We start from the raw sequence: 21231 nt of genomic DNA, 5'->3' as shown, positions 1-21231 counted from the left end.
CGGCAACTCCGCGAAGGCGTCCGGAGACCTACGCCTCGATCGCCAATGTGAAGCCGGACGCCTTGCCGCTGATCCAGCCAGAGCCTGATCCCGAAAGTGGGTGCCGGTTTTCGAAAAGATCATGCTCAATCAGACAGAGAGCAGGGGCTCACGACAAAGGCCGTTCCCCCGCATCGAGCAGCCATTGCCGCACGGCCTGCGTCGGTTCGGGATGGCGCTGTTTTCTCGGCACCACGACGTGGAAATCCTGCGTGCCGCGCATCTCGCCGCTCACCGGCTGGACCAGCCGGCCGGCGGCGAGGTCGGCGGTGACGAGAAAGCGGCTGGCCAGCGCGATGCCCTGGCCGGCGATAGCGGCGTCGATGGCCAGGCTCGTCTGGTTGAAGCGCATGCGTTTCAACTCGGTCGTCATCTTCAGGCCGACGGCCTTCTCCATGAATTCCGGCCACAGATTGTGCGCGTCATGCAGCAGGACATGATGCTGGATCTCGGCCGCCGCGATCTCGACGGCTCCGTGCGGCAGCAGGGCAGGGCTGCAGACGGCGATGATCTGCTGCGCGAACAACAGGTCGACGATCAGGCCGGCGCCGAAGGGCGGGCGGCCTTGCCGGACCGCGATGTCGACGCCATCGGCCTGAAAACTCGACAGGCTTTCGCTGGCCAGGACACGCAGGTCGACCAGCGGATTGTGCGCCACGAAGTCCTGCAGCCTGGGGATCAGCCATTTGGTGGCGAAGCTCGGCGTCACGCTGATCGTCAGCCGCGCCGGCTCGGGGCGCAGCAGCAGCGTCGCCTCCGAGATCAGGTCGAAGGCGCGGCGGATGTTGGGCACATAGGCGCGACCCTCGTCGGTGAGCGCCAGGCCGCGCGGCAGCCGCTCGAACAGTTTTGTGCCGAGATCGGCCTCCAGCCCGCGAATGTGCTGGGCCACCGCGCCTTGCGTGACGTTCAATTCCTCGGCGGCGATGCGGAAGTTGAGATGGCGCGCCGAGGCCTCGAAGGCGCGCAGCGCATTCAGTGGCGGCAGGCTCAGGAAGGCTTCGGGCATGCAGGAGTTTTTCTATAGGCTGATTTCAGGCATTCTGGTTCGAACCGGGCGAGAAAACCAGCTATATCACTGCCCGGATCCCGAAAATACTGCTTGCAGAGTCCTGCCAACCCCAAGAGGAAAATCGAATGAGTGTAGAAAAAGTGGCTGTTGTGGTGGCTGGCGGCAGCGGCATGGGTGCAGCGGCGGCGAAGCGCCTGGCGGCGGACGGCTTCAAGATTGCCATCCTGTCCTCGTCCGGCAAGGGCGAGGCGCTGGCCAAGGAGTTGGGCGGGCTCGGCGTCACCGGCTCCAACCAGTCGAACGACGATCTGCAGCGTCTCGTCGACCTGACGCTCGAGCGCTTTGGCCGCATCGACGTGCTGGTCAACAGCGGCGGCCACGGGCCGCGCGCGCCGATCCTCGAAATATCAGACGAGCAATGGCACACCGGCCTCGATGTCTATCTGATGAACGTCATCCGGCCGGTGCGCATCGTGGCCCCCCACATGGTCAAGCAGAAGGCTGGCGCCATCATCAACATCTCGACGGCCTGGGTGGTCGAGCCGAGCCCGATGTTCCCGACCTCGGCGGTGTTCCGCGCCGGGCTTGCCGCCTACACCAAGATCTTCGCCAACACCTATGCCGCCGACAATGTGCGAATGAACAACGTGCTGCCCGGCTGGATCGACAGCCTGCCCGCCACCGAGGAGCGCCGCGACAGCGTGCCGATGCAGCGCTACGGCACGAGCGAGGAGATCGCCGCAACCATCGCCTTCCTGGCCTCCGAAGGCGCCGGCTATATCACCGGCCAGAACATTCGTGTCGACGGCGGCATCATCCGCGCTATCTGATGGCAAGCCAATGACAGGGGCCGCATCTCGGCGGACACTGATATCAAGTGGTTGTCGGACCGGGCCAATCGGCATTCGGCCATTGCGTGACATGCTTCGAACCGTCATCCTCGACCCATGATGAGGAGGGGCCATGTCCGACACTTTTCTGCGCCTGGTGCCGAATGAACCGCACTGGCATCCCGACGAGCCGGCTGCCACGGCGGCCGTGAAGATTGTGCGCGGTTTGTTCCCGATGGCCGAACATGTCACCGTCGAATATGAGGAAGGCGTGACGTTCTTCGACGCCGGAGCCAACACGGAAAGCGTTCATTGCCCGTTCTGCGCCAGCGATCTGGAAGATTGGTGGGGTGAAGCGATGAATGAAGCCGCGGCGTCCCGCTTCGAAGATCTGTCCGTCACCACGCCATGCTGCCACAGGCACACCTCGCTGAACGACCTGCGATATGTCTGGCCAGCGGCGTTCGGCGTCTGCGCTCTTACGGTCGTCAGCCCTGGGGTGACCTCCGTTGCCAGTGAGCAATTGCGGGCGATCGAGCAAGCCTTGGGCTCGCCGTTGAAGGTGATCTGGCAGCACCTTTGAGACGGCGGATTCCAATATCCTCAGGGAGCAACAAATGCGGCTTTTGATACTCGGCACCGGCTGGATGGCGCAGGAACATGCCCGCCGCTTCAGCGCCATCGAGGGCGTCGACATCGTCGGCGCCGTCGATGTCGATGCGGCGCGCGTCGGCGAATTCGCCGACAGCTTCAAAATTCCCAACCGCTTCACCTCGCTGGAGGAGGCGCTGAAGTGGGGTGCGTTCGACGCGGTGGCCAATGTCACGCCGGACCGCATCCATCACCCGACCACCATGGCGCTCATCGCCGCCGGCAAGCCGGTGCTGTGCGAAAAGCCGCTGGCCGAGAATTTCGGCAAGGCCACCGAGATGGCGGACGCCGCGGAGGCCGCCGGCATCGTCAACATGGTGAACCTCACCTATCGCAATGTCGCCGCGCTGCAGAAGGCCCGCCAGATGGTGCAGGCGGGCGAAATCGGCACGGTCAGGCATGTCGAGGCGTCCTATCTGCAAAGCTGGCTGGTGTCGAAATTCTGGGGCGACTGGCGCAGCGATCCGAAATGGCTGTGGCGGCTGTCGCGCGGCCACGGTTCGAATGGCGTGCTCGGCGATGTCGGCATCCACATCCTCGATTTCGCCAGCTACGGCGCCGCTCTCGACATCGACCATGTCTTCTGCCGGCTGCGCGCTTTCGACAAGGCGCCCGGTAACCGCATCGGCGAATACGGGCTCGACGCCAATGACAGCTTCGCGATGACGCTGGATTTTTCCAACGGTGCCTTCGGCGTGGTGCATGCCAGCCGCTGGGCGACCGGCCATCTCAACGAACTCCGCCTGCGCATCTATGGCGACAAGGGCGGCATCGAGGTGGTGCACAATCTCGACGGTTCGGTGCTCAAGGCCTGCGTCGGCGAGAATGTCGAGAACGCCAAATGGGAAGAGCTCGACGCCGGCGCGGTGGCGACCAACTACGAGCGTTTCGCCGATGCAGTGAAGAGTGGCATCCAGTCCGAGCCGTCCTTCCGCCACGCCGCCGGGCTGCAGAAGGTGCTGGACCTGGCAGTGGTGTCGGACGAGAAGCGGACGGAACTGAGGGCAAACGCGGATACGCAGTAGCTCCTTTCCTCGCCCCCACTTCGGGGGCGAGGGAACAGCTCCCGCGCAGCGCCGCGCAATTCTTTCAATCATTTCTTGAAACGGGAGCCAGCCGTTTCATGATTTGATGACGCCTGCCAATAGGGGAGGCGTCATTGACCGACTTCATCAGACTGCCGAAAGCCGAAGTGCACATCCACGTCGAGGGCTGCTTCGAGGCCGACGATGTGATCAGGAACTGCGAGGAGGCTGGCATTCCGCTGCGCGCGCCGCGCGACAGGTTGTTCGAAGCCCATGACCTCAAGAGCTTCCTCGAAATGCTCGACTGGTTGTGCGGGACGTTCCGGACGCGCGAGCAACTCGCCACCACGGCCTACAAGTTCGCGCAGCGCATGGGCCGAAGCGGCGTGCGTTATGCCGACGTCATCGTCAACCCGACGCACTGGCCGCATTGGCACAAGAACATCCCCGGGATGATCGACGCATTCGATGCCGGTTTCGCGGCCGCCGAAAAGGACGGACACCCGCCGGTCGGACTTTGCGTCAGCCTGCTCCGCACCCAGTCGGCGGCGGAAGCGATCGAACTGGTGGAGTTGCTGAGCGCGATCCGGCACAAGCGCGTCGTTGCGCTGTCGATCGACGGCAACGAAGCGGCTGCCGGCCGCACCGGCCCGCGCTTCGCCGAGGCGTTTCGCCGTGCCGGCGCGGCGGGCCTGCGGCGCACCGTTCATGCGGGCGAGTCGAGCGGCCCGGAAGGTGTACGCGACGCAATCGAACTGCTGGGCGCCGACCGCATCGACCACGGCGTGCGGTCGATCGAGGATCCGGAACTCGTCGACTTGCTGGCGCAAAAGCGGATTCCCCTGGGCGTCTGTCCGGTCTCCAATTTGGCGCTCGGCGTCTATCCGTCGCTTGCCGAACATCCGCTCGACGCCCTGCGCAAGGCCGGTGTCCTCGTCTCGATCAACACCGATGATCCGTCGCTGCTCGATACCACGCTCGAAGCCTCCTATGCCGCCTGCGCCGAGGCCTACGCCTGGGACAGCGAAACCATCCGCCAGCTCGCCGCGACATCCGTACATGCGAGCTACGCCGATCCCGCGTTGAAGGCGCGGATCCTGGCCGATCTGGAGGCCTGGCGGAGCTAGGTGCCGCTACCGATTCATGCTCTGGCCATCCCGGCAGCAAGGTCCTTGCCTTTCTTCCAGCCCAACCGGCAAGGATTCAATTCGCCGGTACCGCCTCGGCCTGCTGGTCCGCGTCGGTCAGCGTTTGCAGAAACGCGACGATGGCGTCGATCTCGGGGTCGGTCAGTGCAGGCTTGTCGCCGGGCTTCCCGCCGAAGGGCGGGTCCTGGTTGAGATTGGGCCAGTAAGCCTTTGGCAGATCGTCATATTCGCGCACCGTGCCGTCGGCGTTCTTCGGGTACCAGTGGCCCGGATCGCTGTCGCGGCTGGCATAGAAGGCGACCGCGTCGCGCAGCGTGTGGAAGTATCCGTTGTGGAAGAAGCTCTTTCTCAGCGCGACGTTGCGTAGCGTCGGCGTCTTGAACAGGCCGCAATAGTCCGCCCGGCCATGGAAGTCCGTCCTTAGCGGTCCGCACAGGCCGAGATCGAAATAAGCGGGATCCGCATTGGCCGATATGGCCGGATTGCGCGGCACGGCGACGGCGATCAGGCCATAGTCGGTGAACTGTGGCGGCTCGCCGTCATTGGCGGGGTCGCTCAGATGGCAGCTGGCGCAATTGCCCTTGGCCGGATCCTCGAACACGTCGCGGCCATGCAATTCCTGCGCCGACAGCGTCGCCTTGCCGGCGAGAAAGTCATCGTAGCGGCTGGAGTAGGGATAGAAGTCGGCGGCACTCTGCTCGAAGGTGCCGAGCGCCTCGGCGGCGGCGTCGAAGGCGTCGTCCGGGTGGTCGAAAACCTGGTCGCCGAAAACGGCCTTGAATGCATCGGCATAGGCGGCCTTGCGCAGGGCAGCGCTGACGGCGGCGGTGTCCTTGTTGGCCATCTCGAACGGTGACAGCAGCGGAATCTCAGCCTGATCCTTGCCGCGGTCGGCACGGCCGTCCCAGGTCAGGCCGCCGGTCGGGCCGTTGTCGACGCTCTCGTCGCCTTCGTCCTCGGAATCGTAGAAATGCTCGGTGAAGGCGGGCACCGCCTGCAGGTAGCGAAGCGAAGGCACGGCGCGCAGCCCCGGCTGATCGAGGCGCGGCCCGCCCATCTCGACAGGTGCCGCCGAGGCCGGGCCGAAGGCATGATGCGGGTCATGGCAGGACGAGCAGGCCTGTTTGCCAGAGGCAGACAGCGACGGGTCGAAGAACATCCTGCGGCCAAGCGCCGTCAGCGCCTGCGCCCTGGCGAAGGCATCGGCTCGCGACATCGGCCCGGGATGGACGCTGCCGGTCCCGGCGCGGCCAATGCTTGCCGGCAAAATCGCGGCGATGCCGAGCATCGATGCGGCGATGATGATCCTCTTCCATTGTGCTGTCGCCATGTCGTCCGATCCGCCTTTTCGCCCGGGACTTAAGACCGCACTGCTACGGATTCATGACCGGTCTGCCCGCTCACGCAACCGTGTTCGCAGGCAAGGCAAATGTCACAAAGGTGACAAGGCACCGATCTAACGTTTTCATCCATGGCTCGCCGCCCGACCATGCATTGCCCCTCCAGCCAAGCCACGAGGCACCCGATGACGACGCTGAAGTTCCTTACCTCGCTTTGCCTCGCCGGCACGGCGCTGGCCTCTGTTCCGGTCGCCGCTTCCGCAGCACCGCCCAACTATGACAAGATCGACACCGTCGTCGTCATCTATGCCGAGAATCGCAGCTTCGATAATCTCTATGGCGGCTTTCCCGGCGCCAACGGCCTGGCCAATCTCTCCGCCGACCAGGTGCGCCAGCTCGACCGCGACGGCAAGCCGCTCGCCGAACTGCCGCCGGCCTGGGGCGGCCTGACCGCCAAGGGGGTGACGCCGCCGGTGACCGAGGAGCAGTCGGCGCACCTGGCCAATGCCAGCTTCGCCATCGACGATCCCAAGGGTTTCAACGAACAGACCTCGGTGATCACGCGCGACCTCTGGCATCGTTTCTACCAGGAGCAGATGCAGATCGATGGTGGCCGCAACGACAAGTTCGTCGCCTGGGCCGATTCAGGCAGCCTGGTGATGGGCCATTATGACGGCTCCGGTTTGCCGATGTGGGCGGTGGCGAAGAAATACGTGCTGGCCGACAATTTCTTCCAGGGCGCCTTCGGCGGCTCCTTCCTCAACCATTTCATGCTCGCTTGCGCCTGCGTACCGGTCTATCCCAATGCCGACACCAGCCCGGTCAAGGGGCAGATCGCCGTCGTCGAGGCCGATGGCACAACGCTGAAGGTCGCCGACAACTCGCCGGCCTCGGCGCTTGGCGGCCCGCCGAAATTCGTCAATGACGGCGCCATCACGCCCGACTTCCATGCCGTCAACACCATGCAGCCGCCCTATCAGCCGAGCAACAACAAGCCGGCCGCGGGCGGCGATCCGGCTTTGGCCGATCCGTCCGCGGCCAGCACGCTGCCGCCGCAGCACGACATCACCATCGGCGACCTGCTGTCGCTGAAGGGCGTCGCCTGGGCCTGGTATGCCGGCGCCTGGCAGGCAACGCTCGACGGCAAGAACGCGACGCCGGTGCCGAACTTCCAGTACCACCACCAGCCGTTCAATTACTTCGCGGCCTACGCGCCTGGCACCGCCGCGCGGGCCGAGCATCTGCGGGATGGCGGCCTGGACGGCGCTGCCTTCATCAAGGACATAGACGACGGCAAGCTGCCGGCCGTCACCTTCTACAAGCCGCAGGGCAACCTCAACGAACATGGCGGCTATGCCGATGTGGCGAGCGGCGACCAGCATCTCGCCGATGTCGTCTCGCATCTCGAGAAAAGCCCGCAATGGAGCCACATGCTGGTGGTCGTCACCTATGACGAGAATGGCGGCTTCTGGGACCATGTCGCGCCGCCGAAGGCCGACCGCTGGGGGCCGGGCAACCGCATCCCCGCCTTCATCATCTCGCCCTATGCGAAGATGGGCACCGTCGACCACACGCAATACGACACGACATCGATCCTGCGCTTCATCACGGCGCGCTACGACCTGCCGGTGCTTTCCGGCATCGTCGCCCGCGACAAGGCGCTGCGCAACAACGACCAGCCGCCGATGGGGGATCTCTCAGCCGCGCTCGACCTCAACCGGTAGGGGCGGGCGGGCCTTTGGCACGATTCACCAGGGCGAGAATGAGCTTCTGGAGATTGCCGCCCTGGCCGAATTCGACGCGGTCGAAATCGCGGCTGGCCTGCCGCTGCGCCTGTGACAGTTCGGACAGCCGCTTGGTCATCTCGACCCGGATCTTGCTGCATTTGGGATCGTCGGCAACGCTGAGGCCGACGGTCGCGGCCTCGATCTTGCGCACCATGTCGGCGATGGTCTCGCCGTGCACCTTCTCGTGGGCGCTGACGCCGGCGATGAAAACCTCCCAGTTCTTCTGGACGGCTGGCGGCAGGGGCGCGGATGGGCTGGGCAAGGTGTAGGTGACGATGAGCTTCGGCCTCGCCGACACCAGCACGCAGGCTCCGGCTCGTGCCTGATAATCCCTGGTCCAGGTCAGCTTGAAATTGGTGTGGGCGATGGCGCGGACAACGCCGAGCTTGGGGCCGTTCTCGCCGATCGATTGATAGAGCTCCGGCCCGGACTGGCCTGATATGGCGTAGGTCTCGACCTTCTCGACCGGCTTCCAGTCGGCACGGGCGGCCAGCGGCAGGGCCAGCAGGGCGGCCAGCGACAGGCACAGACGAACACAGGCTCTCAACACAGCTCTCCGCGAAAATCAGGACGACCCTGCCGCAATGGGCAATGTCATGGGATGGCTTTTCCTATATGCTGCCAAGGGGTGAGGCCGCAAATGTGGAGGGGGAAATCATGAGAGTGAACTGTCTCATAATCGCCGGTGTGGTGGTGGCGCTGCAGGCCGCGCAGCCGGCGCTTGCCGCGTCGTGCAGCGGCTGGAGCGCGAAGATGGAGGAAGACGAGGGCGGCAAGGTGCTGACCGCTTCGGTCTGCGGCGGGCCGAAAGGCGATGCGTATCTGATGCTGACCTGTTTCGACACGCCGATGCTGAGCTACGACCTCGGCACCAGCGGTCAGGAACTGGAGCCCGGCATCAGCGGCGCTTTCGACTTCAAGGCCGACGGCAAGACAGTGACGAAAACGCTGCAGCTGGAGGCCATGTACAACTACTTCGTGGCGGACCTGGCCCGGACCGATCCGCTGCTGGACCTGCTGCGTTCGAAGGGTGAGGTGAGCGTCAGCGCCGCCAAATACGGCCAGGGCAGCTTTCCGCTGAAGGGTTCGAGCGCGGCCATCGGCAAGGTGCTGGCGCAGTGCGGCAAGGCCAAGCCTGCCGGTGACGGGGATTGATTGGCGGGCCCTTGCAGCGCCGCCAAAGCCTCACGTGACGCGGCATCTATCGCGTGGTCTCGCCATGCGCCGCGACATGGTCGATATCGGACCGGCTGATGCCGATATCCTTGAGCATGAAGTCCGGCATCGCCTCCAGGAGACGCCGGTCGCGACGGTGACGCCAGCGGCGCAGCAGGCGTGCCAGCAAGATCGAGGCAAAACGCCATTGTCGGGCGCGCCTCGGGACGCTTTCGGTTTGGGTCATGGCTTCCTCGAAAATCCAGTGCGAAGGGCTTGCCGGCGTGCCGCCGGCAAGCCCTGACGGCTTCAATCGCCCGTCTTCATCGCCTCGCACGACACGTTCGGGTTCATGTCGGCGAAGGTGCCGGTCGGGTTCTTCTTCCAGGCCCAGACATGCAGTTCATAGAACGGGCCGAGGCCGTAGCGGTTGGGGGCGCTGTTGAAGTTGAACAGCTGCCCTTCCAGCGAGGCCGGGCCTTTCGAGGTGATGTATTCGACCGCCACCAGCTTGAGCTTTCCGTCGGCCATCGGCTCGTACATGACAGCCTCGGGCCTGGCGAGCTCGACCGCATCGTCCTTGAGATAGCCGGCGTTGACATAGTGGATGCCCATGGCGCCGCCGGTGATGCCGCTGGCGCAAGGGATCGGTGCATAGCCTTCAGCCGTGGCCGCCGCCACGGTCTCGAAGCGGCCGTTGGCGGCACGCACCTTTTTCGCCAGGACATTCGGGTCACCGGCTACAGAGGTGTTGGCCCCGTGGGCATGAACCGCCGTCAACGCGATGGCTGACAGCATGGACAGGGCGGCAAGGCGCCGGGTCCAGGGAAGGATTATCATGTTAGCTCCATAAGTTTGCTATCGCGCACCGCCGTCTTGGCCCGGGCGCTCGGTCGTGGACGGACGCGTGGTCCGGCCGGATGGCTGGTCAGGATCCCGCGGTCTGCGGGCCGATGAAGGCGGCGATCTCGGTCACCTTGTTGGCGGGAAAGCCGCCCTCACGGGCATGCCGCTCGATCACGTCGGCGCTTTCGGCCTCGTGAATGCAGTAGATCTTGTCGCCGGCGACATAGGAGGTGAGCCATTTGTAGGGCACGCCGAGCCCGGCCACGACCTCATTGGACTTGGCCGAGATCTCCTTGAGTTCGTTGGCGCTCAATCTGTCGGCGCCAGCGATTTCGCGTTCGATGATGAAAGTTGGCATTGTCGGTCTCCGTTGTGATTGACGGCCCGATAAAACCGATCGACGTTGGACCCGGTGTGCCGCTCGCCACGGAAACAGCGCGAGAACGGTCACACGCTTCGTCCCACGGCGGTGGCGCATGTCCCGTACGAGGATGGGCAGGCGCATATGGTGGGACAATTGGGTGGTACGATCAGGCTTCTTGGCGACCCCGCCATTCTCGACGCGGATGGGCGGAGCCAGCCGGTGCGTGGTCATCAGGCCTGGGCGCTGCTCGCCCGCGTACTTTTGGCGCGCGCGCCGCTCGACCGGCGCGCACTCGCGGTCGAGCTGTTTCCCGAAACCGTCGATCCGCTAGGTTCGTTGCGCTGGTGCCTGGCCTCGCTGCGCAAAGCACTCAACACATCCGACTGTCTGAACGGTGATCCGATCGAGGGTGGCTTTGCCGATGATATCGACATCGACGTTTTGCGGCTCGACCGCGCCGATTTCGACATCGAGGCCGCCGGCCCGCTGCTCGGCACGCTGGAGCCGCGCTGCAGTCCGGAATTCGCAACCTGGCTGCTGGTGGAGCGCGCGCGCATCGCCGGCATCGTCGAAGCCCGCATCCGGCAGGAAACCATCCGCGCCATGTCGGTCGAGGATCATGGCCGTGCCACGCGGCTGGCCGAACTTGGCGTGCGGCGCAACCCCTATGACGAAAGCGCGCATATATTGCTGGTCAAGAGCCTGGCGCTGGCCGGCCGCTACCAGGCGGCGCTCGATCAGGTCGAGGCGACCGAGGCGGTGTTCATGGCCGAGCTCGGCGAAAGGCCGTCCGCCGCGTTGCGCAGTGCCGCACGCCGCACCATCTCGTCGCCGCCCAGCGGCATTTCGCGCCAGGCCTTCGTCACATCGCTCATGCAGTCGGGCCTGGCCGCGCTTTCGGCGGGTGCCGTGGATGCCGGCATCGATTGCCTGCGCCGCGCCGTTCGCGACGCGGAGAAACACAAGGACGCGCAACTGACGGCGCGGGCCATGTTCGAACTTGGCACGGCGCTTGTGCATTCGGTCAAGGGCTATGATGACGAAGGCTCGGTGCTGCTGCGCCGGAGCACGGAACTGGCGCGCCAGGCGGGCAACGCGGCGATCGCTTCGGCGGGGTTTCGCGAACTCGGCTATGTCGAGGCGCTGGCCGGGCGGCGCCCGTCGGCCGCGACCTATCTGGCGCAGGCGCTGGAACTGGCCCTTGGGGGTGAGAATCTTGCCGGCATCCATGCCGTCATCGGTTTCAACCTGGTCGACTGGGGCCGGGTCGGCGAGGGGCTCGACCACTACGCGCTGTCGCTGGAGCATGCGCGCTCGGCCGGCAACCGCCGCCGCGAGATCTGGTCGCTGGGGCTTGGCGGCTGGGGTCTGCTTGCCGCCGACCGGCTGGAGGAGGCCGATCGCTGGCTGGAAGACTGCCTGGCGCTGGTCGAGGAACAACGCTGGATATCGTTTCGCCCCTGGCCGGTGGCGGTGCTCAGCGAAGCCCGCACGCGCCGGCAGGCGCGCCCCGATGATCTGCGTCCCCGGCTGGAGGAAGCCTTCGCGCTCAGCTGCCAGATGAACGATCCCTGCTGGGAAGGGGCCGTCGCCCGCGCGCTCGCGCTGACCTACGCGGCGGAAGGGGCATTCGTGCCGGCCGTGGAGTGGTTGGGCGAGGCGCGCCGGCGCTGCATGCGCGACACCGACAGCTATGCCGGGCTGCAGGTGGAGATCCTGGCGAGCCAGGTGGACGTCAATCTGAAGCTGGACCGGCCCGAGATGGCCGACGCCGTCGCGCGCGAATGGCTGGCGCTGGCGGCGCGCACGCACCGCGACGCCCACGTCGCCCGCGCCGCCGCGTTTATCGCGCGGCGCGGCTGAACCGGCAGCCATCCCGGCTGCAAGATGACTTTATAGGCACTCGCGACCTTCTGCCGGTTCCGGGCCGGCAGCGACTGGCGTATACCGGAAGTCGCTCAGGCACTATTCAAATTGCCGGGGAGGGCTGATATAGGTCAGCCAGGTTGACCTATATCCAGTTGTCGCGGGAGGCGCGCTTTGACCTTGATGAATCTGTTGGCTTCGCGCTCGTCGCGCATGAAGGCGTCCGAAATCCGCGAGCTGCTGAAGCTGCTCGACCAGCCCGACATCATCTCGTTCGCCGGCGGCATTCCCGATCCGGCGCTGTTTCCGACCGCGGCGATCCGCGATGCCTATGCTTCGGTGCTGGGCGGCGGCGAGGCGGGGGCGGCGCTGCAGTACCAGGTCTCGGAAGGCTATCTGCCGTTGCGGCGCTGGCTGGCCGGGCAGATGGGCAAGCTCGGCGTCGCCTGCGACGAGGCCAACATCTTCATCACCTCCGGCTCGCAGCAGGCGCTGGATTATCTCGGCAAGCTGTTCCTGTCGCCGGGCGATACCGCATTGGTGACATGGCCGACCTATCTCGGCGCGCTGCAGGCCTTCAACGCCTACGAGCCGCGCTACGACCGGCTGCGGCCCGAAGGCGGCAACATGACGCCCGATGCATACCGCGCGGCGGCCGCCGCGAATGGCGGCAAGGTCAAGTTCGCCTATCTGGTGCCGGATTTCGCCAACCCGACCGGCGAGACCCTGAACCGCCAGCAGCGCGAGGCGGTGCTCGACCTCGCCGGCGAACTCGATATCGCCGTCATCGAGGATGCCGCCTATCGCGCGCTGCGCTATGACGGCGAGGGCGTGCCGCCGATGCTGGCGCTCGATTGCGCCCGCTCCGGCTCTATCGACAAGGCGCGCACGCTCTATTGCGGCTCGTTCTCGAAAATCCTGTCGCCTGGCATGCGCGTCGGCTGGGTGTGCGCGCCGCGCCACGTGGTCGAGAAGCTGGTGCTGATGAAGCAGGCCTCCGACCTGCACAGCCCGTCGATCAACCAGGTGGTGATGCACCGCGTGGCCGAGGCCGTGTTCGACCGCCAGGTGGAAAAACTGATCGGCGCCTATCGCGAGCGCCGCGACGGCCTGCTCGCGGCACTCGAGGCCAACATGCCGAAAGGCGTGACCTGGAGCCGCCCGGAAGGCGGCATGTTCGTCTGGGTGACGCTGCCCGAGGGCTCCGATGCCACAGCACTTCTGGCACGGTCGGTGAAGGAGGCGCGCGTCGCCTTCGTGCCCGGCAACGCCTTCTACGCCGACGGCAGCGGACGCAACACGCTGCGGCTGTCCTTCACGCTGGCCGACCGCCGCGCGGTGACCGAGGGCATCCCCCGGCTGGCGGCCATCCTGAAGGGGTAAGGCCTGGTCTAGATGATGCGCCTCCGGTTTGTGCTGGGGGACGAGCTAATAGCCGAAGTTGGCGCCGCCCCTCATCGCCCTGCCGGGCACTTCTCCCCGTATAGTGACGGGGAGAAGGGGCTGGTCGCAACATTGGTGCCCTTCTTGCACCGGTTGCGATTGGCGAAACCATCGATGGCAGCGCCCCTCTCCCCGTTCTACGGGGAGAGGATGCCGGCAGGCAGGTGAGGGGCAGCGCAAACGCCCGGAGATGACGAAGTCGCCCTGGCCCGCTAGTTCCCGCATTGACGGCGCCCCGTCCGAACCTAAATTCGCAGCCTTGCGAGGAGAAATTTGCATGGAACTGCATCGCGGCCGTCTCATCGATCACATCCAGCTGGTGGTTAGGGATCTTCCTGCCAGCCGGCGTTTCTACGAGGCGGTCTTGCGGGCGCTCGATGTTCCGATCGGTGGTGTCGGCGAGGACTATTTCTGGGCCGACGAACTGTTCGTCTCCAGTGCCGACAGCCCCGCGGCCCTGGGACAACTCACCGGTCGCCACCATCTGGCGTTCCAGGCCAATGACCACGCCATGGTCGATGCCTTCCACAAGGCGGGGCTCGCCGGCGGCGGCAAGGACAATGGCGCGCCGGGGGAGCGGCCCTACCATCCCGGCTACTACGCCGCCTTCCTGCTCGATCCGGACGGCAACAACATCGAGGCCGTCCATCACGGGCCAGCCACGCGCAGCGCGGCCTCGGTGAAGATCACGTTCTGAGAGACGGTTTGGAATTCCACTCCGGCGGAGCGGCGTTTTCCGCGCTTCCGGTCTCGTGCCGACTGAAATTCACCTCAAGCACAGTCAGGTGATCTCGGAATTCTCTACGGCGTCACATCCATTTGGTAGCCTTTGGCTTAAGCCGCACTACCACGTTTGAGCATGGTGCAACGCGTCGGTTGATGCATTAAAATTTTATCTGTCTTGGATTCTGCCGGTGCCTCATCCTGTTCGCGCCGGTGGCGACGCAATGCTTGCGCCGTGATGCCCACCCGATGGCAGTGCCATTCGCCTGGTGCGGAATCCGTCAACAATCCCATTCGTCCGACGCCGTGCTGGCAGGAGATACGGATTTATGAAACATTTTCAAAAGTCGATCCCACAGGCGCGAAGAAAGAGCAAAGCGGAACTTCAGGCCGCCGTCGAACGCCTCGCACCGTTTCATCACGCCATCGACTTGCCTTATGGCCTGAGCACTTACGTACCGACCGCGTCTCGCCAAGACCGCGAGCGCACGAGGATGCAAACACTCCTCGATCATGCATGGCCAAGCATTCTCACGGCCTGCGGAGGTTCATTAACAGGCAAAAGGGTTCTTGACGTAGCATGCAACTGCGGTGGTTTTTCCGTGCACGCCGCAAGGGCCGGCGCCGATTACGTGCTTGGGATTGACATTGAGCCTCACTACATCGAGCAGGCAAACCTGGTAAAAGAGGCCGTGGATCTGCATAATCTGGATTTTCAGCGGCTTGATCTGATGGATCTTGATCGGTCGAAGCACGGCATGTTCGATCTGGTCCTGTTCTTCGGGATTTTATACCACCTGGAAAACCCTGTTTTGAGCCTGAAGCGCATATCAGCAGTGGCCGGCCACGTTCTGGCGGTCGATACAACGCTCATGAAGGTGCCGATCATAAATCGCATACTGGACCGGTGGCCGATGTGGCATATGCGCAGGGTGGCGGGGGTCGATTCCAACGCAAGCAACATCACGACTTCCCGCTGGCGCCCGAAGGAGTTTTGTCAGTTTTCCCCCAATTCCCGTGCCGTCACCAACCTCTTGGAATATTGTGGATTTGCCAATGTCGAACGTCTCAAACCAAAAGTGAGCGGGCTTGAGAAGCGCTATTATGACGGGCGACGGGCGACATTCATTGCGGTGAAGGAGCAGCGATACCCCGGGAAGGCCAATCCGCGACTTGTAAGAGATCCATAGGCGAAACTGCGCGACATGGCCGATCCTGCCGCGCCGTGCCGCTGCAAGACTTCCGGAACCATTTCAGGGCAAGCTGATTGAATCGCGGTTTTGCGAGCCAGCCATGCGTTTGAAGGTCATCCCGCCGTTGATGCCGATCCTTGTTGAGCAGCCTCGCCAAGGCGACGACTGGATTCATGAAGTCAAGTTGGACGGCTCCCGCTCGCAGCTGATCATCGACGAGGACGGTATCGGGATCCGCAGGCGCAAGGGCCACGACTGGACGTCGATATATCGCGACCTGGTGAAAGAGGCCGCCAGTCTCGGCGCCGAAAACGCCATCGTCGACGGCCTGTCTGACTTCGGAGAACCGCGCATGGCAATCACTTCAGGACTTCCGGGCGGAAAGAGCCATGAACCCCATTGATCCTCCAATAGAGCGACGCTCACACGCACGTGGAATTGTCCTGAAGGATGCGACCATCATTACCGATGACGCGAGGATCGCCTGCTCCGTCAGAAATCAGCACCTTCACGGGGCGGAACTGAAGGTGGACCCCAGCGTGATAATTCCCGATCGCTTCCTCCTTCACGTGCCTGCCGATGACGCCAGCTATCGTGCCGTGGTGCGGTGGAGAAAGAACGGACGGCTTGGCGTCCAGTTCTATGGTGCCGACATTGGCCGTGGCTGAGAAGCACCAGCAGCGCATCACATAGGCGTGGATGTATGGTGCGCAGGCGCGCGTATGGCGAGGGCTTATCTGCCGGCCACAAATGCCATCCGGCGTGCAGACGGCGCAGGTGGTCGCGCCCTGAGGTAGGAGCGTGACAACACGACGGACGTCATGACGATTTGATAGGCGGTAACAATGGCACCGACGACAGGCAGGCCCAGAGACAGGGACCCTGGATTTTTGGCATCGATGCCCAGCAGGGAGAACAGCAGCATCAATGCCGCTATGAACAGAAGAGTGATCAGGCCGAACGAGATGAGCAGACGCGGAAACGCATAGCCGAACACCTTGGAACCGCGCTTGCCGGCAGCCGCAAGTGTTTGATCATCGTCGGCAATGACCGCAGGCAACATCGTACCCCATTTTGCGAAGGCGGCGATGCCGGAAAAAATCCAGACAAGAACTGCCGCCAACAGGGCGACGGCCGCATGAACGCCGCCGACGACCATGGCAATCCCGACCGCAAGGGGAGCTATCGCGCCGAGGAAGCCGAGCAAGAGGCAACGTCTCACGAAACTGAAAAATGCCTTGGGCCTTTCCTTCAGCCAATTGGGTACCTGGTCGGCATCAAGCTGCGTCAAAACGGCGATGTGAGCCGGAATAGCCAGGAAGGTCGACGTCATTACGCCGATGAAGATTGAAGCTCCGGAATTGACTTTCACGAAGCTTTCAAGCACCGCCAACCCGCCAGCCAAAACGATGTATCCGAGAACCCATTTCCGGTTGCGGATAAAAACTTCGAGCGAAGCCGCCCAGATATTGTCTTCGACCATCCCCTATCCCCTATAGCCGCCCGGACGTGCAATCAGTATCGGCGCCGCGTTGCGGTTTTCTTAATTGTAGAGAACAAATCTTTATCTTTGCAAAATGAGTTAATTAGGATCATCTAACTAACACTACTTCCCGCGAGTAAGTGGATAGAGCGCTACTTTTTCCTCCGGACTGTCTCTGCCGAACAATCCTCGACGCCATCGTGCACTGCGATGCCCGCACTCCCGGGTGACGCAGCCCAGACTTGCCGCGGTCTCGCCGCGAACGCATGGGAAATGGCTTTCCGATATGGAACGGCGCGAAGCACGGCCGGATGCTCACGGGCCAAATGTCCGCTGCCGGCTTTTCACCAATCTCGTATTCTCGTATACGAGATTGAAATGAGCCCCCGAGGAGTCGTATGAAGCCCCTGACTGAAACCGTGCCGTTTTTCAGCCAGTGGGAAACTTCAGACATGACGCTGGAGGTCCTCGCCGAAGGTGCCGACGCCGCTCTCAGGCGCGATCCGCTGTGGCGGGGTTCAGGTGCCGAAACGCTCGACGAATACGCGGTCTGGGCCGCCAATATCTGCGGCATGGCGTGCCTGAAGATGATCCTGGCGACGCGCGGCGAGATCGTTCCGACCATCGAACTCGCCAGGCAATGCACCAGATATGGCGGCTACGTCGTCAACGACGGATCGATCAAGGGGCTGATCTACGCGCCCTTCGTCAGCTTCGTGAAGGAGGCCTTCGGCCTGCGGGCCGAGGTGATGACCAATATCGCGGCATCGGACATACCGGCGATCCTTTCGCGGTCGCGCTTCTTCATTGCTTCGGTCAGCAGCTGGATCCGCTGGCCGGAGCGCGAGCCGCCGTCGAAGGGCGGCCATCTGGTGCTGGTCACTTCCGCCTCGGACGAGGCTTTCCGCTTCCACAATCCATCCGGCCATATCCGCGCCACACAGGCAAACGCAGTGTTGGCGCCAGCCGATTTCGACCGTTTCTTTGCCAATCGCGGCATTGCGGTCACCATTTGATTTTTTGAGGGATTTTCGATGAAGGACAAGACAAGGGTTGCCATCCTCTATGGCGGGCGCTCGGCCGAGCATGACGTGTCGCGCCTTTCGGCCGCCAATATGCTGAAGGCGATCGACCGGACGCGCTACGAGGTTATCCCGATTGCCATTTCCAGGGATGGCAAATGGCTGCTGCAGCCGTCGTCCGAGGCTGGCGGCGACGGGGCAGGGGCTCCGGTGTCCGAGGATGGCATTGAGGTCGCCTTGCTGCCCGGCGGCAAGGGCAGGCTGGTGGCCGCGCCGCATGGTGGCAAACAGCCTGATCTGCCGCCGGTCGATGTCGTCTTTCCCGTGCTGCACGGGCCGTTCGGCGAGGACGGCTCGGTGCAGGGCTATGCGGAAGTCGCCGATGTCGCCTATGTCGGCTGCGGCATCCTGGCTTCGGCGGCCGCCATGGACAAGGATGTCGCCAAGCGGCTGCTGCGCGAGGCCGGGCTTGCCGTTGCCCGCTCCGTCACCTTGCACCGAAACGACACGCATTCCTTCCAGGAGATCGCCGGGGCGCTTGGCCTGCCGTTCTTCGCCAAGCCGGCGCGCCAGGGTTCATCCTTCGGGGTGAGCAAGGTGGATGACAGAGATGGTTTCCAGCAGGCTGTCGACACAGCCTTCCGCTATGACGGCAAGGCGCTGATCGAGGAGTTCGTCGATGGCCGCGAGATCGAGTGCTCGGTGCTGCAGCGGGCCGATGGCTCGCTCACCGTCTCGCTGCCCGGCGAGATCATTCCAGCCGACAAGCATGGCTTCTACACCTACGAGGCAAAATATCTTGATGCCGAGGGCGCGGTGGTGAAGGTGCCGGCCGACGTCCCGGCCGCGGTCGCCGACAAGGCGAGGGCGATGGCGCGGCAAGCCTTTCTGGCGCTCGGCTGCGAAGCCATGGCGCGCGTCGACTTCTTCCTGCGCGCCGACGGCAGCCTGCTGGTCAACGAGGTCAACACGCTGCCCGGCTTCACCGACATCTCGATGTACGCCAAGGCGCTGGCGGCGATCGGCATCGGCTACAGCCAGGTCATCGACGTGCTGATCGAGCACGCGCTGGCAAGGCACGCAGCGCGCTGAGCCGCCTTATCCAACGTCACGCCGAGGTTGCCGTCAGCCCTGGAACGTCAATCCCGACGAGCCGCAAACTCATTTCTCTCCATTACCTCGGATGGCGGGGAACATACTGACCTGCCCGGCATTGAAGGTAACCAGCGGTCCGTCGGCAAAGGTTGCAAGCCGGCTCAATATGCCCGACCATGACCGCCGGCAGGGGGAGACATCAAGTGGCGGCCAATCGTCGAAACGGTACGGCGTCTCCGGCGCATGGGCTGGAGGAGATTCTTTCGGCCGCCGCGCCTCACCCGCGAACCTCATTGCCCACTGTGGCGACCATCGTCACGACGGTGGCGGCGCTGTATTTCGGGCGCGAGGTCTTCCTGCCGATCGCGATCGCGCTGCTGCTGACCTTCGCGCTCGCGCCCCTTGTGTCGGCGCTAAAACGGATCGGCATTCCCCGGATTGCCGCTGTCATCGCCAGCGTGCTGGGCGCTTTCGCGGCGCTCGCCCTGTTCAGCTTCATTGTCGCCACGCAAGTCAGCGAACTGGCGCAGAACATCCCGGTCTACCAGACCAACATCCTGGCCAAGATCCGTTCGCTCAAGGAAACCGGGGTCGGGGGAGGGATCATTGCCAGGCTGAGCCGCGTGGTCGAGCGTGTCGGCCAGGAGATCGACCGGCAGGACGCTTCGCTGCCGGCCGCCACCCCGGACAAGCCGCCGCGCGAGCCGGTGCCCGTCGAGATCATCGCGCGCGAAAGGCCGCTCGAGGTCCTGCAGAACATAGTCGGTCCGCTGATCAGCCCGCTCGGCTCGGCCGGGCTGATCATCGTCGTCGTCATTTTCATGCTGCTCGAGCGGGAGGATTTGCGCGACCGCTTCATCCGGCTTGTCGGCTACGGCGACCTCCACCGCACCACCGAGGCGCTTCAGGATGCCGGCAAGCGGGTGGGCCGCTACCTGCTCATGCAATTGGTCGTCAACATCGTCTACGCCATACCGATCGCCATCGGGCTGTGGGTCCTCGGCATTCCAAATGCGCTGCTGTGGGGGCTGCTGGCACTGGCGCTGCGTTTCGTTCCCTATATCGGCCCGGCCATAGGCATGCTGCTGCCGCTGCTCCTGGCGCTGGCCGTGGCACCCGGCTGGTCGCTCGTGCTGTGGACGGCGGCCCTGTTCGTGGTGATGGAGCTGGTCACCGGCAACGTCGTCGAACCCTGGCTTTACGGTTCGCGGACGGGGCTGTCACCGCTGGCGATCATCGTTGCGGCCATCTTCTGGACGTGGCTCTGGGGGCCGCTCGGGCTGGTTCTGTCGACGCCGCTCACCGTCTGCCTGGTGGTGCTGGGCAGGCACGTGCCGCAGTTTGAATTCCTCGACGTGCTGTTCGGCAACGAGCCGGTGCTCGAACCCCACGCCCGCCTCTACCAGAGGCTGCTGGCCGGTGATCCGGACGAAGCCACCGACCACGCCGAGGAGATGCTGGAGGAGAAGTACCTGGTCGAGTTCTACGACAAGGTCGCCATTCCCGCGCTTCTGCTGGGCGAGCGGGACCGTGCGCGCGGCGTCATGGGTGAGTTGCAAAGACGGCAGGTGGCGGCCAGCGCGCTGACGCTGGTGGCCAACCTCGACGACGACGCGCAGGAGGAAGCGGACGAGGAGGATATTCCGCTCGTGGCAGGGGAGCCGGGAGACGACGGCAAGGCCGCCGGCGAGGATGAAGCCGACCTTCCCGATGGCACTGGCATGTCGGTGCTTTGCGCCGGCGGGCGCGGTGAGCTCGACGACGCCGCCGCCGCGATGCTGGCGCAGGTGCTGGAAGTCCAGGGCGCGACAACGATGAAGGCTGGCTTTGCCGATATGGAACCATCGAACATCCGCCGCCTTGGGCTCGAAACGGTGAACACTGTCGTGGTCGGCTTCCTGAACCGGGATTCCGTCAAGCACGCCCGCTTCCTGGTTCGCCGGCTGAAGCGCGCGAAGGCGGCGCTGCGGGTCGGGATCGTGTTCTGGTCGGAGACCGGCAACGAGGACAAGGAGACGAGTGCGAAGCTTGCCCATGACATGAGCGCGGATTTCGTGGCGAATGGCATGGTGGACGCCGTTGTGGGCGCGCTGTCGAACGAGCCACCCGTCGCCCTCAAGCTCATCGCCAAACGCCGCGTGCGACGGCAGCGCACCGCCCCCAGAAAAACGCCTGCCGCAGCCGCGAGCTAGCGGGGCGCCCGCCGACC

The 21231-nt window shown here is 64.2% G+C and carries 22 protein-coding genes; 15 read left to right on the top strand and 7 right to left on the bottom strand.

The window, feature by feature from the left end; translation table 11 throughout:
* Window positions 1–148: 148 nt before the first annotated feature.
* Window positions 149–1048 carry a transcriptional regulator GcvA gene (gcvA, locus tag NR193_RS28895; protein WP_256754101.1) on the bottom strand — a complete coding sequence of 300 codons (900 nt, stop codon included), beginning with the start codon at window positions 1046–1048 and terminating at the stop codon, window positions 149–151.
* 128 nt (window positions 1049–1176) lie between these two features.
* Between gcvA and NR193_RS28890 the strand changes: the two genes are divergently transcribed.
* The 4 genes from NR193_RS28890 (at window position 1177) to add (ending at window position 4684) form a co-directional block, all read left to right on the top strand.
* Window positions 1177–1881, top strand: coding sequence for an SDR family oxidoreductase (locus tag NR193_RS28890; RefSeq protein ID WP_256754100.1), 705 nt, complete (start codon window positions 1177–1179; stop codon window positions 1879–1881).
* A gap of 133 nt (window positions 1882–2014) precedes the next feature.
* Window positions 2015–2464: a hypothetical protein gene (locus NR193_RS28885; protein WP_256754099.1), complete on the top strand. Its 450-nt coding sequence runs from the start codon at window positions 2015–2017 to the stop codon at window positions 2462–2464.
* Between the two features lie 34 nt (window positions 2465–2498).
* Window positions 2499–3557 carry a Gfo/Idh/MocA family protein gene (locus NR193_RS28880; RefSeq protein ID WP_256754098.1) on the top strand — a complete coding sequence of 353 codons (1059 nt, stop codon included), beginning with the start codon at window positions 2499–2501 and terminating at the stop codon, window positions 3555–3557.
* Window positions 3558–3691: 134 nt separating this feature from the next.
* Window positions 3692–4684 (top strand): adenosine deaminase, encoded by a 993-nt coding sequence (gene add, locus NR193_RS28875; RefSeq protein ID WP_256754097.1) that lies wholly within the window; start codon window positions 3692–3694, stop codon window positions 4682–4684.
* A gap of 76 nt (window positions 4685–4760) precedes the next feature.
* Here add and NR193_RS28870 read toward each other — a convergent pair whose 3' ends face one another.
* On the bottom strand, window positions 4761–5993 hold the full coding sequence (locus NR193_RS28870) for a cytochrome-c peroxidase (protein ID WP_256754160.1): 1233 nt from the start codon (window positions 5991–5993) through the stop codon (window positions 4761–4763).
* 237 nt (window positions 5994–6230) lie between these two features.
* Here NR193_RS28870 and NR193_RS28865 point away from each other — a divergent pair, with 237 nt between their 5' ends.
* Entirely contained in the window at window positions 6231–7769 is a 1539-nt protein-coding gene (locus NR193_RS28865) for an acid phosphatase (RefSeq protein WP_256754096.1), read from the top strand.
* On the opposite strand, the gene NR193_RS28860 is transcribed toward NR193_RS28865, so the two are convergent.
* Entirely contained in the window at window positions 7759–8379 is a 621-nt protein-coding gene (locus tag NR193_RS28860; RefSeq protein WP_256754095.1) for a DUF922 domain-containing Zn-dependent protease, read from the bottom strand. The two genes, NR193_RS28865 and NR193_RS28860, sit on opposite strands and share 11 nt — an antisense overlap.
* A 110-nt stretch (window positions 8380–8489) precedes the next feature.
* Here NR193_RS28860 and NR193_RS28855 point away from each other — a divergent pair, with 110 nt between their 5' ends.
* Complete coding sequence (locus NR193_RS28855; protein WP_256754094.1) at window positions 8490–8987, top strand: hypothetical protein; 498 nt, start codon at window positions 8490–8492, stop codon at window positions 8985–8987.
* Between the two features lie 46 nt (window positions 8988–9033).
* Here NR193_RS28855 and NR193_RS28850 read toward each other — a convergent pair whose 3' ends face one another.
* The 3 genes from NR193_RS28850 to NR193_RS28840 form a co-directional block, all read right to left on the bottom strand.
* Window positions 9034–9234 (bottom strand): DUF1127 domain-containing protein, encoded by a 201-nt coding sequence (locus NR193_RS28850; RefSeq protein WP_256754093.1) that lies wholly within the window; start codon window positions 9232–9234, stop codon window positions 9034–9036.
* 62 nt (window positions 9235–9296) lie between these two features.
* Window positions 9297–9827: a hypothetical protein gene (locus NR193_RS28845; RefSeq protein ID WP_256754092.1), complete on the bottom strand. Its 531-nt coding sequence runs from the start codon at window positions 9825–9827 to the stop codon at window positions 9297–9299.
* Between the two features lie 88 nt (window positions 9828–9915).
* The gene (locus NR193_RS28840) at window positions 9916–10191 is read right to left on the bottom strand and encodes a DUF4242 domain-containing protein (protein ID WP_256754091.1); all 276 of its coding nucleotides are present in this window, start codon (window positions 10189–10191) and stop codon (window positions 9916–9918) included.
* A gap of 147 nt (window positions 10192–10338) precedes the next feature.
* Here NR193_RS28840 and NR193_RS28835 point away from each other — a divergent pair, with 147 nt between their 5' ends.
* The 6 genes from NR193_RS28835 to NR193_RS28810 all read left to right on the top strand — a co-directional run bounded on the left by NR193_RS28835 (window position 10339) and on the right by NR193_RS28810 (window position 16090).
* The gene (locus NR193_RS28835; protein WP_256754090.1) at window positions 10339–12060 is read left to right on the top strand and encodes a BTAD domain-containing putative transcriptional regulator; all 1722 of its coding nucleotides are present in this window, start codon (window positions 10339–10341) and stop codon (window positions 12058–12060) included.
* A 186-nt stretch (window positions 12061–12246) separates the two neighbouring features.
* A complete protein-coding gene (locus tag NR193_RS28830) occupies window positions 12247–13446 on the top strand; it encodes a PLP-dependent aminotransferase family protein (RefSeq protein WP_256754159.1) in 1200 nt (399 codons plus the stop codon).
* A gap of 337 nt (window positions 13447–13783) precedes the next feature.
* The gene (locus NR193_RS28825; protein ID WP_256754089.1) at window positions 13784–14203 is read left to right on the top strand and encodes a VOC family protein; all 420 of its coding nucleotides are present in this window, start codon (window positions 13784–13786) and stop codon (window positions 14201–14203) included.
* A 355-nt stretch (window positions 14204–14558) separates the two neighbouring features.
* Window positions 14559–15419 (top strand): bifunctional 2-polyprenyl-6-hydroxyphenol methylase/3-demethylubiquinol 3-O-methyltransferase UbiG, encoded by an 861-nt coding sequence (locus NR193_RS28820; protein ID WP_256754088.1) that lies wholly within the window; start codon window positions 14559–14561, stop codon window positions 15417–15419.
* A gap of 103 nt (window positions 15420–15522) precedes the next feature.
* Entirely contained in the window at window positions 15523–15825 is a 303-nt protein-coding gene (locus NR193_RS28815; protein ID WP_256754087.1) for a hypothetical protein, read from the top strand.
* Complete coding sequence (locus tag NR193_RS28810; RefSeq protein ID WP_256754086.1) at window positions 15812–16090, top strand: PilZ domain-containing protein; 279 nt, start codon at window positions 15812–15814, stop codon at window positions 16088–16090. Before NR193_RS28815 ends, NR193_RS28810 begins: the two co-directional genes overlap by 14 nt.
* Before the next feature lie 65 nt (window positions 16091–16155).
* Here the strand turns inward: NR193_RS28810 and NR193_RS28805 are convergent, their stop codons facing one another.
* Window positions 16156–16905 carry a hypothetical protein gene (locus NR193_RS28805; protein WP_256754085.1) on the bottom strand — a complete coding sequence of 250 codons (750 nt, stop codon included), beginning with the start codon at window positions 16903–16905 and terminating at the stop codon, window positions 16156–16158.
* A gap of 398 nt (window positions 16906–17303) precedes the next feature.
* Between NR193_RS28805 and NR193_RS28800 the strand changes: the two genes are divergently transcribed.
* The 3 genes from NR193_RS28800 to NR193_RS28790 all read left to right on the top strand — a co-directional run bounded on the left by NR193_RS28800 (window position 17304) and on the right by NR193_RS28790 (window position 21214).
* Window positions 17304–17921, top strand: coding sequence for a C39 family peptidase (locus NR193_RS28800; protein WP_256754084.1), 618 nt, complete (start codon window positions 17304–17306; stop codon window positions 17919–17921).
* Window positions 17922–17939: 18 nt separating this feature from the next.
* Window positions 17940–19019, top strand: coding sequence for a D-alanine--D-alanine ligase family protein (locus tag NR193_RS28795; protein ID WP_256754083.1), 1080 nt, complete (start codon window positions 17940–17942; stop codon window positions 19017–19019).
* A gap of 206 nt (window positions 19020–19225) precedes the next feature.
* Window positions 19226–21214, top strand: a complete 1989-nt coding sequence (locus NR193_RS28790; protein WP_256754082.1) for an AI-2E family transporter — start codon at window positions 19226–19228, stop codon at window positions 21212–21214.
* Window positions 21215–21231: the final 17 nt, after the last annotated feature.

It is taken from the genome of Mesorhizobium sp. Mes31 (assembly GCF_024519675.1).
Taxonomy (GTDB): domain Bacteria; phylum Pseudomonadota; class Alphaproteobacteria; order Rhizobiales; family Rhizobiaceae; genus Mesorhizobium.
The sequence above is the reverse complement of the archived record's forward strand: the minus strand, read 5'-3'. Positions and strand labels throughout refer to the sequence as shown.

What these genes read in the sequence shown, in the direction of transcription:
- NR193_RS28885 (WP_256754099.1), top strand. Translation starts at nt 2,015, where the DNA reads ATGTCCGACACTTTTCTGCGCCTGGTGCCGAATGAACCGCACTGGCAT.
- NR193_RS28830 (WP_256754159.1), top strand. Translation starts at nt 12,247, where the DNA reads ATGAATCTGTTGGCTTCGCGCTCGTCGCGCATGAAGGCGTCCGAAATC.
- NR193_RS28890 (WP_256754100.1), top strand. Translation starts at nt 1,177, where the DNA reads ATGAGTGTAGAAAAAGTGGCTGTTGTGGTGGCTGGCGGCAGCGGCATG.
- NR193_RS28840 (WP_256754091.1), bottom strand. Translation starts at nt 10,191, where the DNA reads ATGCCAACTTTCATCATCGAACGCGAAATCGCTGGCGCCGACAGATTG.
- NR193_RS28850 (WP_256754093.1), bottom strand. Translation starts at nt 9,234, where the DNA reads ATGACCCAAACCGAAAGCGTCCCGAGGCGCGCCCGACAATGGCGTTTT.
- NR193_RS28815 (WP_256754087.1), top strand. Translation starts at nt 15,523, where the DNA reads ATGCGTTTGAAGGTCATCCCGCCGTTGATGCCGATCCTTGTTGAGCAG.
- NR193_RS28810 (WP_256754086.1), top strand. Translation starts at nt 15,812, where the DNA reads ATGAACCCCATTGATCCTCCAATAGAGCGACGCTCACACGCACGTGGA.
- NR193_RS28880 (WP_256754098.1), top strand. Translation starts at nt 2,499, where the DNA reads ATGCGGCTTTTGATACTCGGCACCGGCTGGATGGCGCAGGAACATGCC.
- NR193_RS28845 (WP_256754092.1), bottom strand. Translation starts at nt 9,827, where the DNA reads ATGATAATCCTTCCCTGGACCCGGCGCCTTGCCGCCCTGTCCATGCTG.
- NR193_RS28835 (WP_256754090.1), top strand. Translation starts at nt 10,339, where the DNA reads ATGGTGGGACAATTGGGTGGTACGATCAGGCTTCTTGGCGACCCCGCC.
- NR193_RS28855 (WP_256754094.1), top strand. Translation starts at nt 8,490, where the DNA reads ATGAGAGTGAACTGTCTCATAATCGCCGGTGTGGTGGTGGCGCTGCAG.
- NR193_RS28800 (WP_256754084.1), top strand. Translation starts at nt 17,304, where the DNA reads ATGAAGCCCCTGACTGAAACCGTGCCGTTTTTCAGCCAGTGGGAAACT.
- NR193_RS28795 (WP_256754083.1), top strand. Translation starts at nt 17,940, where the DNA reads ATGAAGGACAAGACAAGGGTTGCCATCCTCTATGGCGGGCGCTCGGCC.
- NR193_RS28820 (WP_256754088.1), top strand. Translation starts at nt 14,559, where the DNA reads ATGAAACATTTTCAAAAGTCGATCCCACAGGCGCGAAGAAAGAGCAAA.
- NR193_RS28805 (WP_256754085.1), bottom strand. Translation starts at nt 16,905, where the DNA reads ATGGTCGAAGACAATATCTGGGCGGCTTCGCTCGAAGTTTTTATCCGC.
- NR193_RS28825 (WP_256754089.1), top strand. Translation starts at nt 13,784, where the DNA reads ATGGAACTGCATCGCGGCCGTCTCATCGATCACATCCAGCTGGTGGTT.
- NR193_RS28865 (WP_256754096.1), top strand. Translation starts at nt 6,231, where the DNA reads ATGACGACGCTGAAGTTCCTTACCTCGCTTTGCCTCGCCGGCACGGCG.
- NR193_RS28870 (WP_256754160.1), bottom strand. Translation starts at nt 5,993, where the DNA reads ATGCTCGGCATCGCCGCGATTTTGCCGGCAAGCATTGGCCGCGCCGGG.
- gcvA (WP_256754101.1), bottom strand. Translation starts at nt 1,048, where the DNA reads ATGCCCGAAGCCTTCCTGAGCCTGCCGCCACTGAATGCGCTGCGCGCC.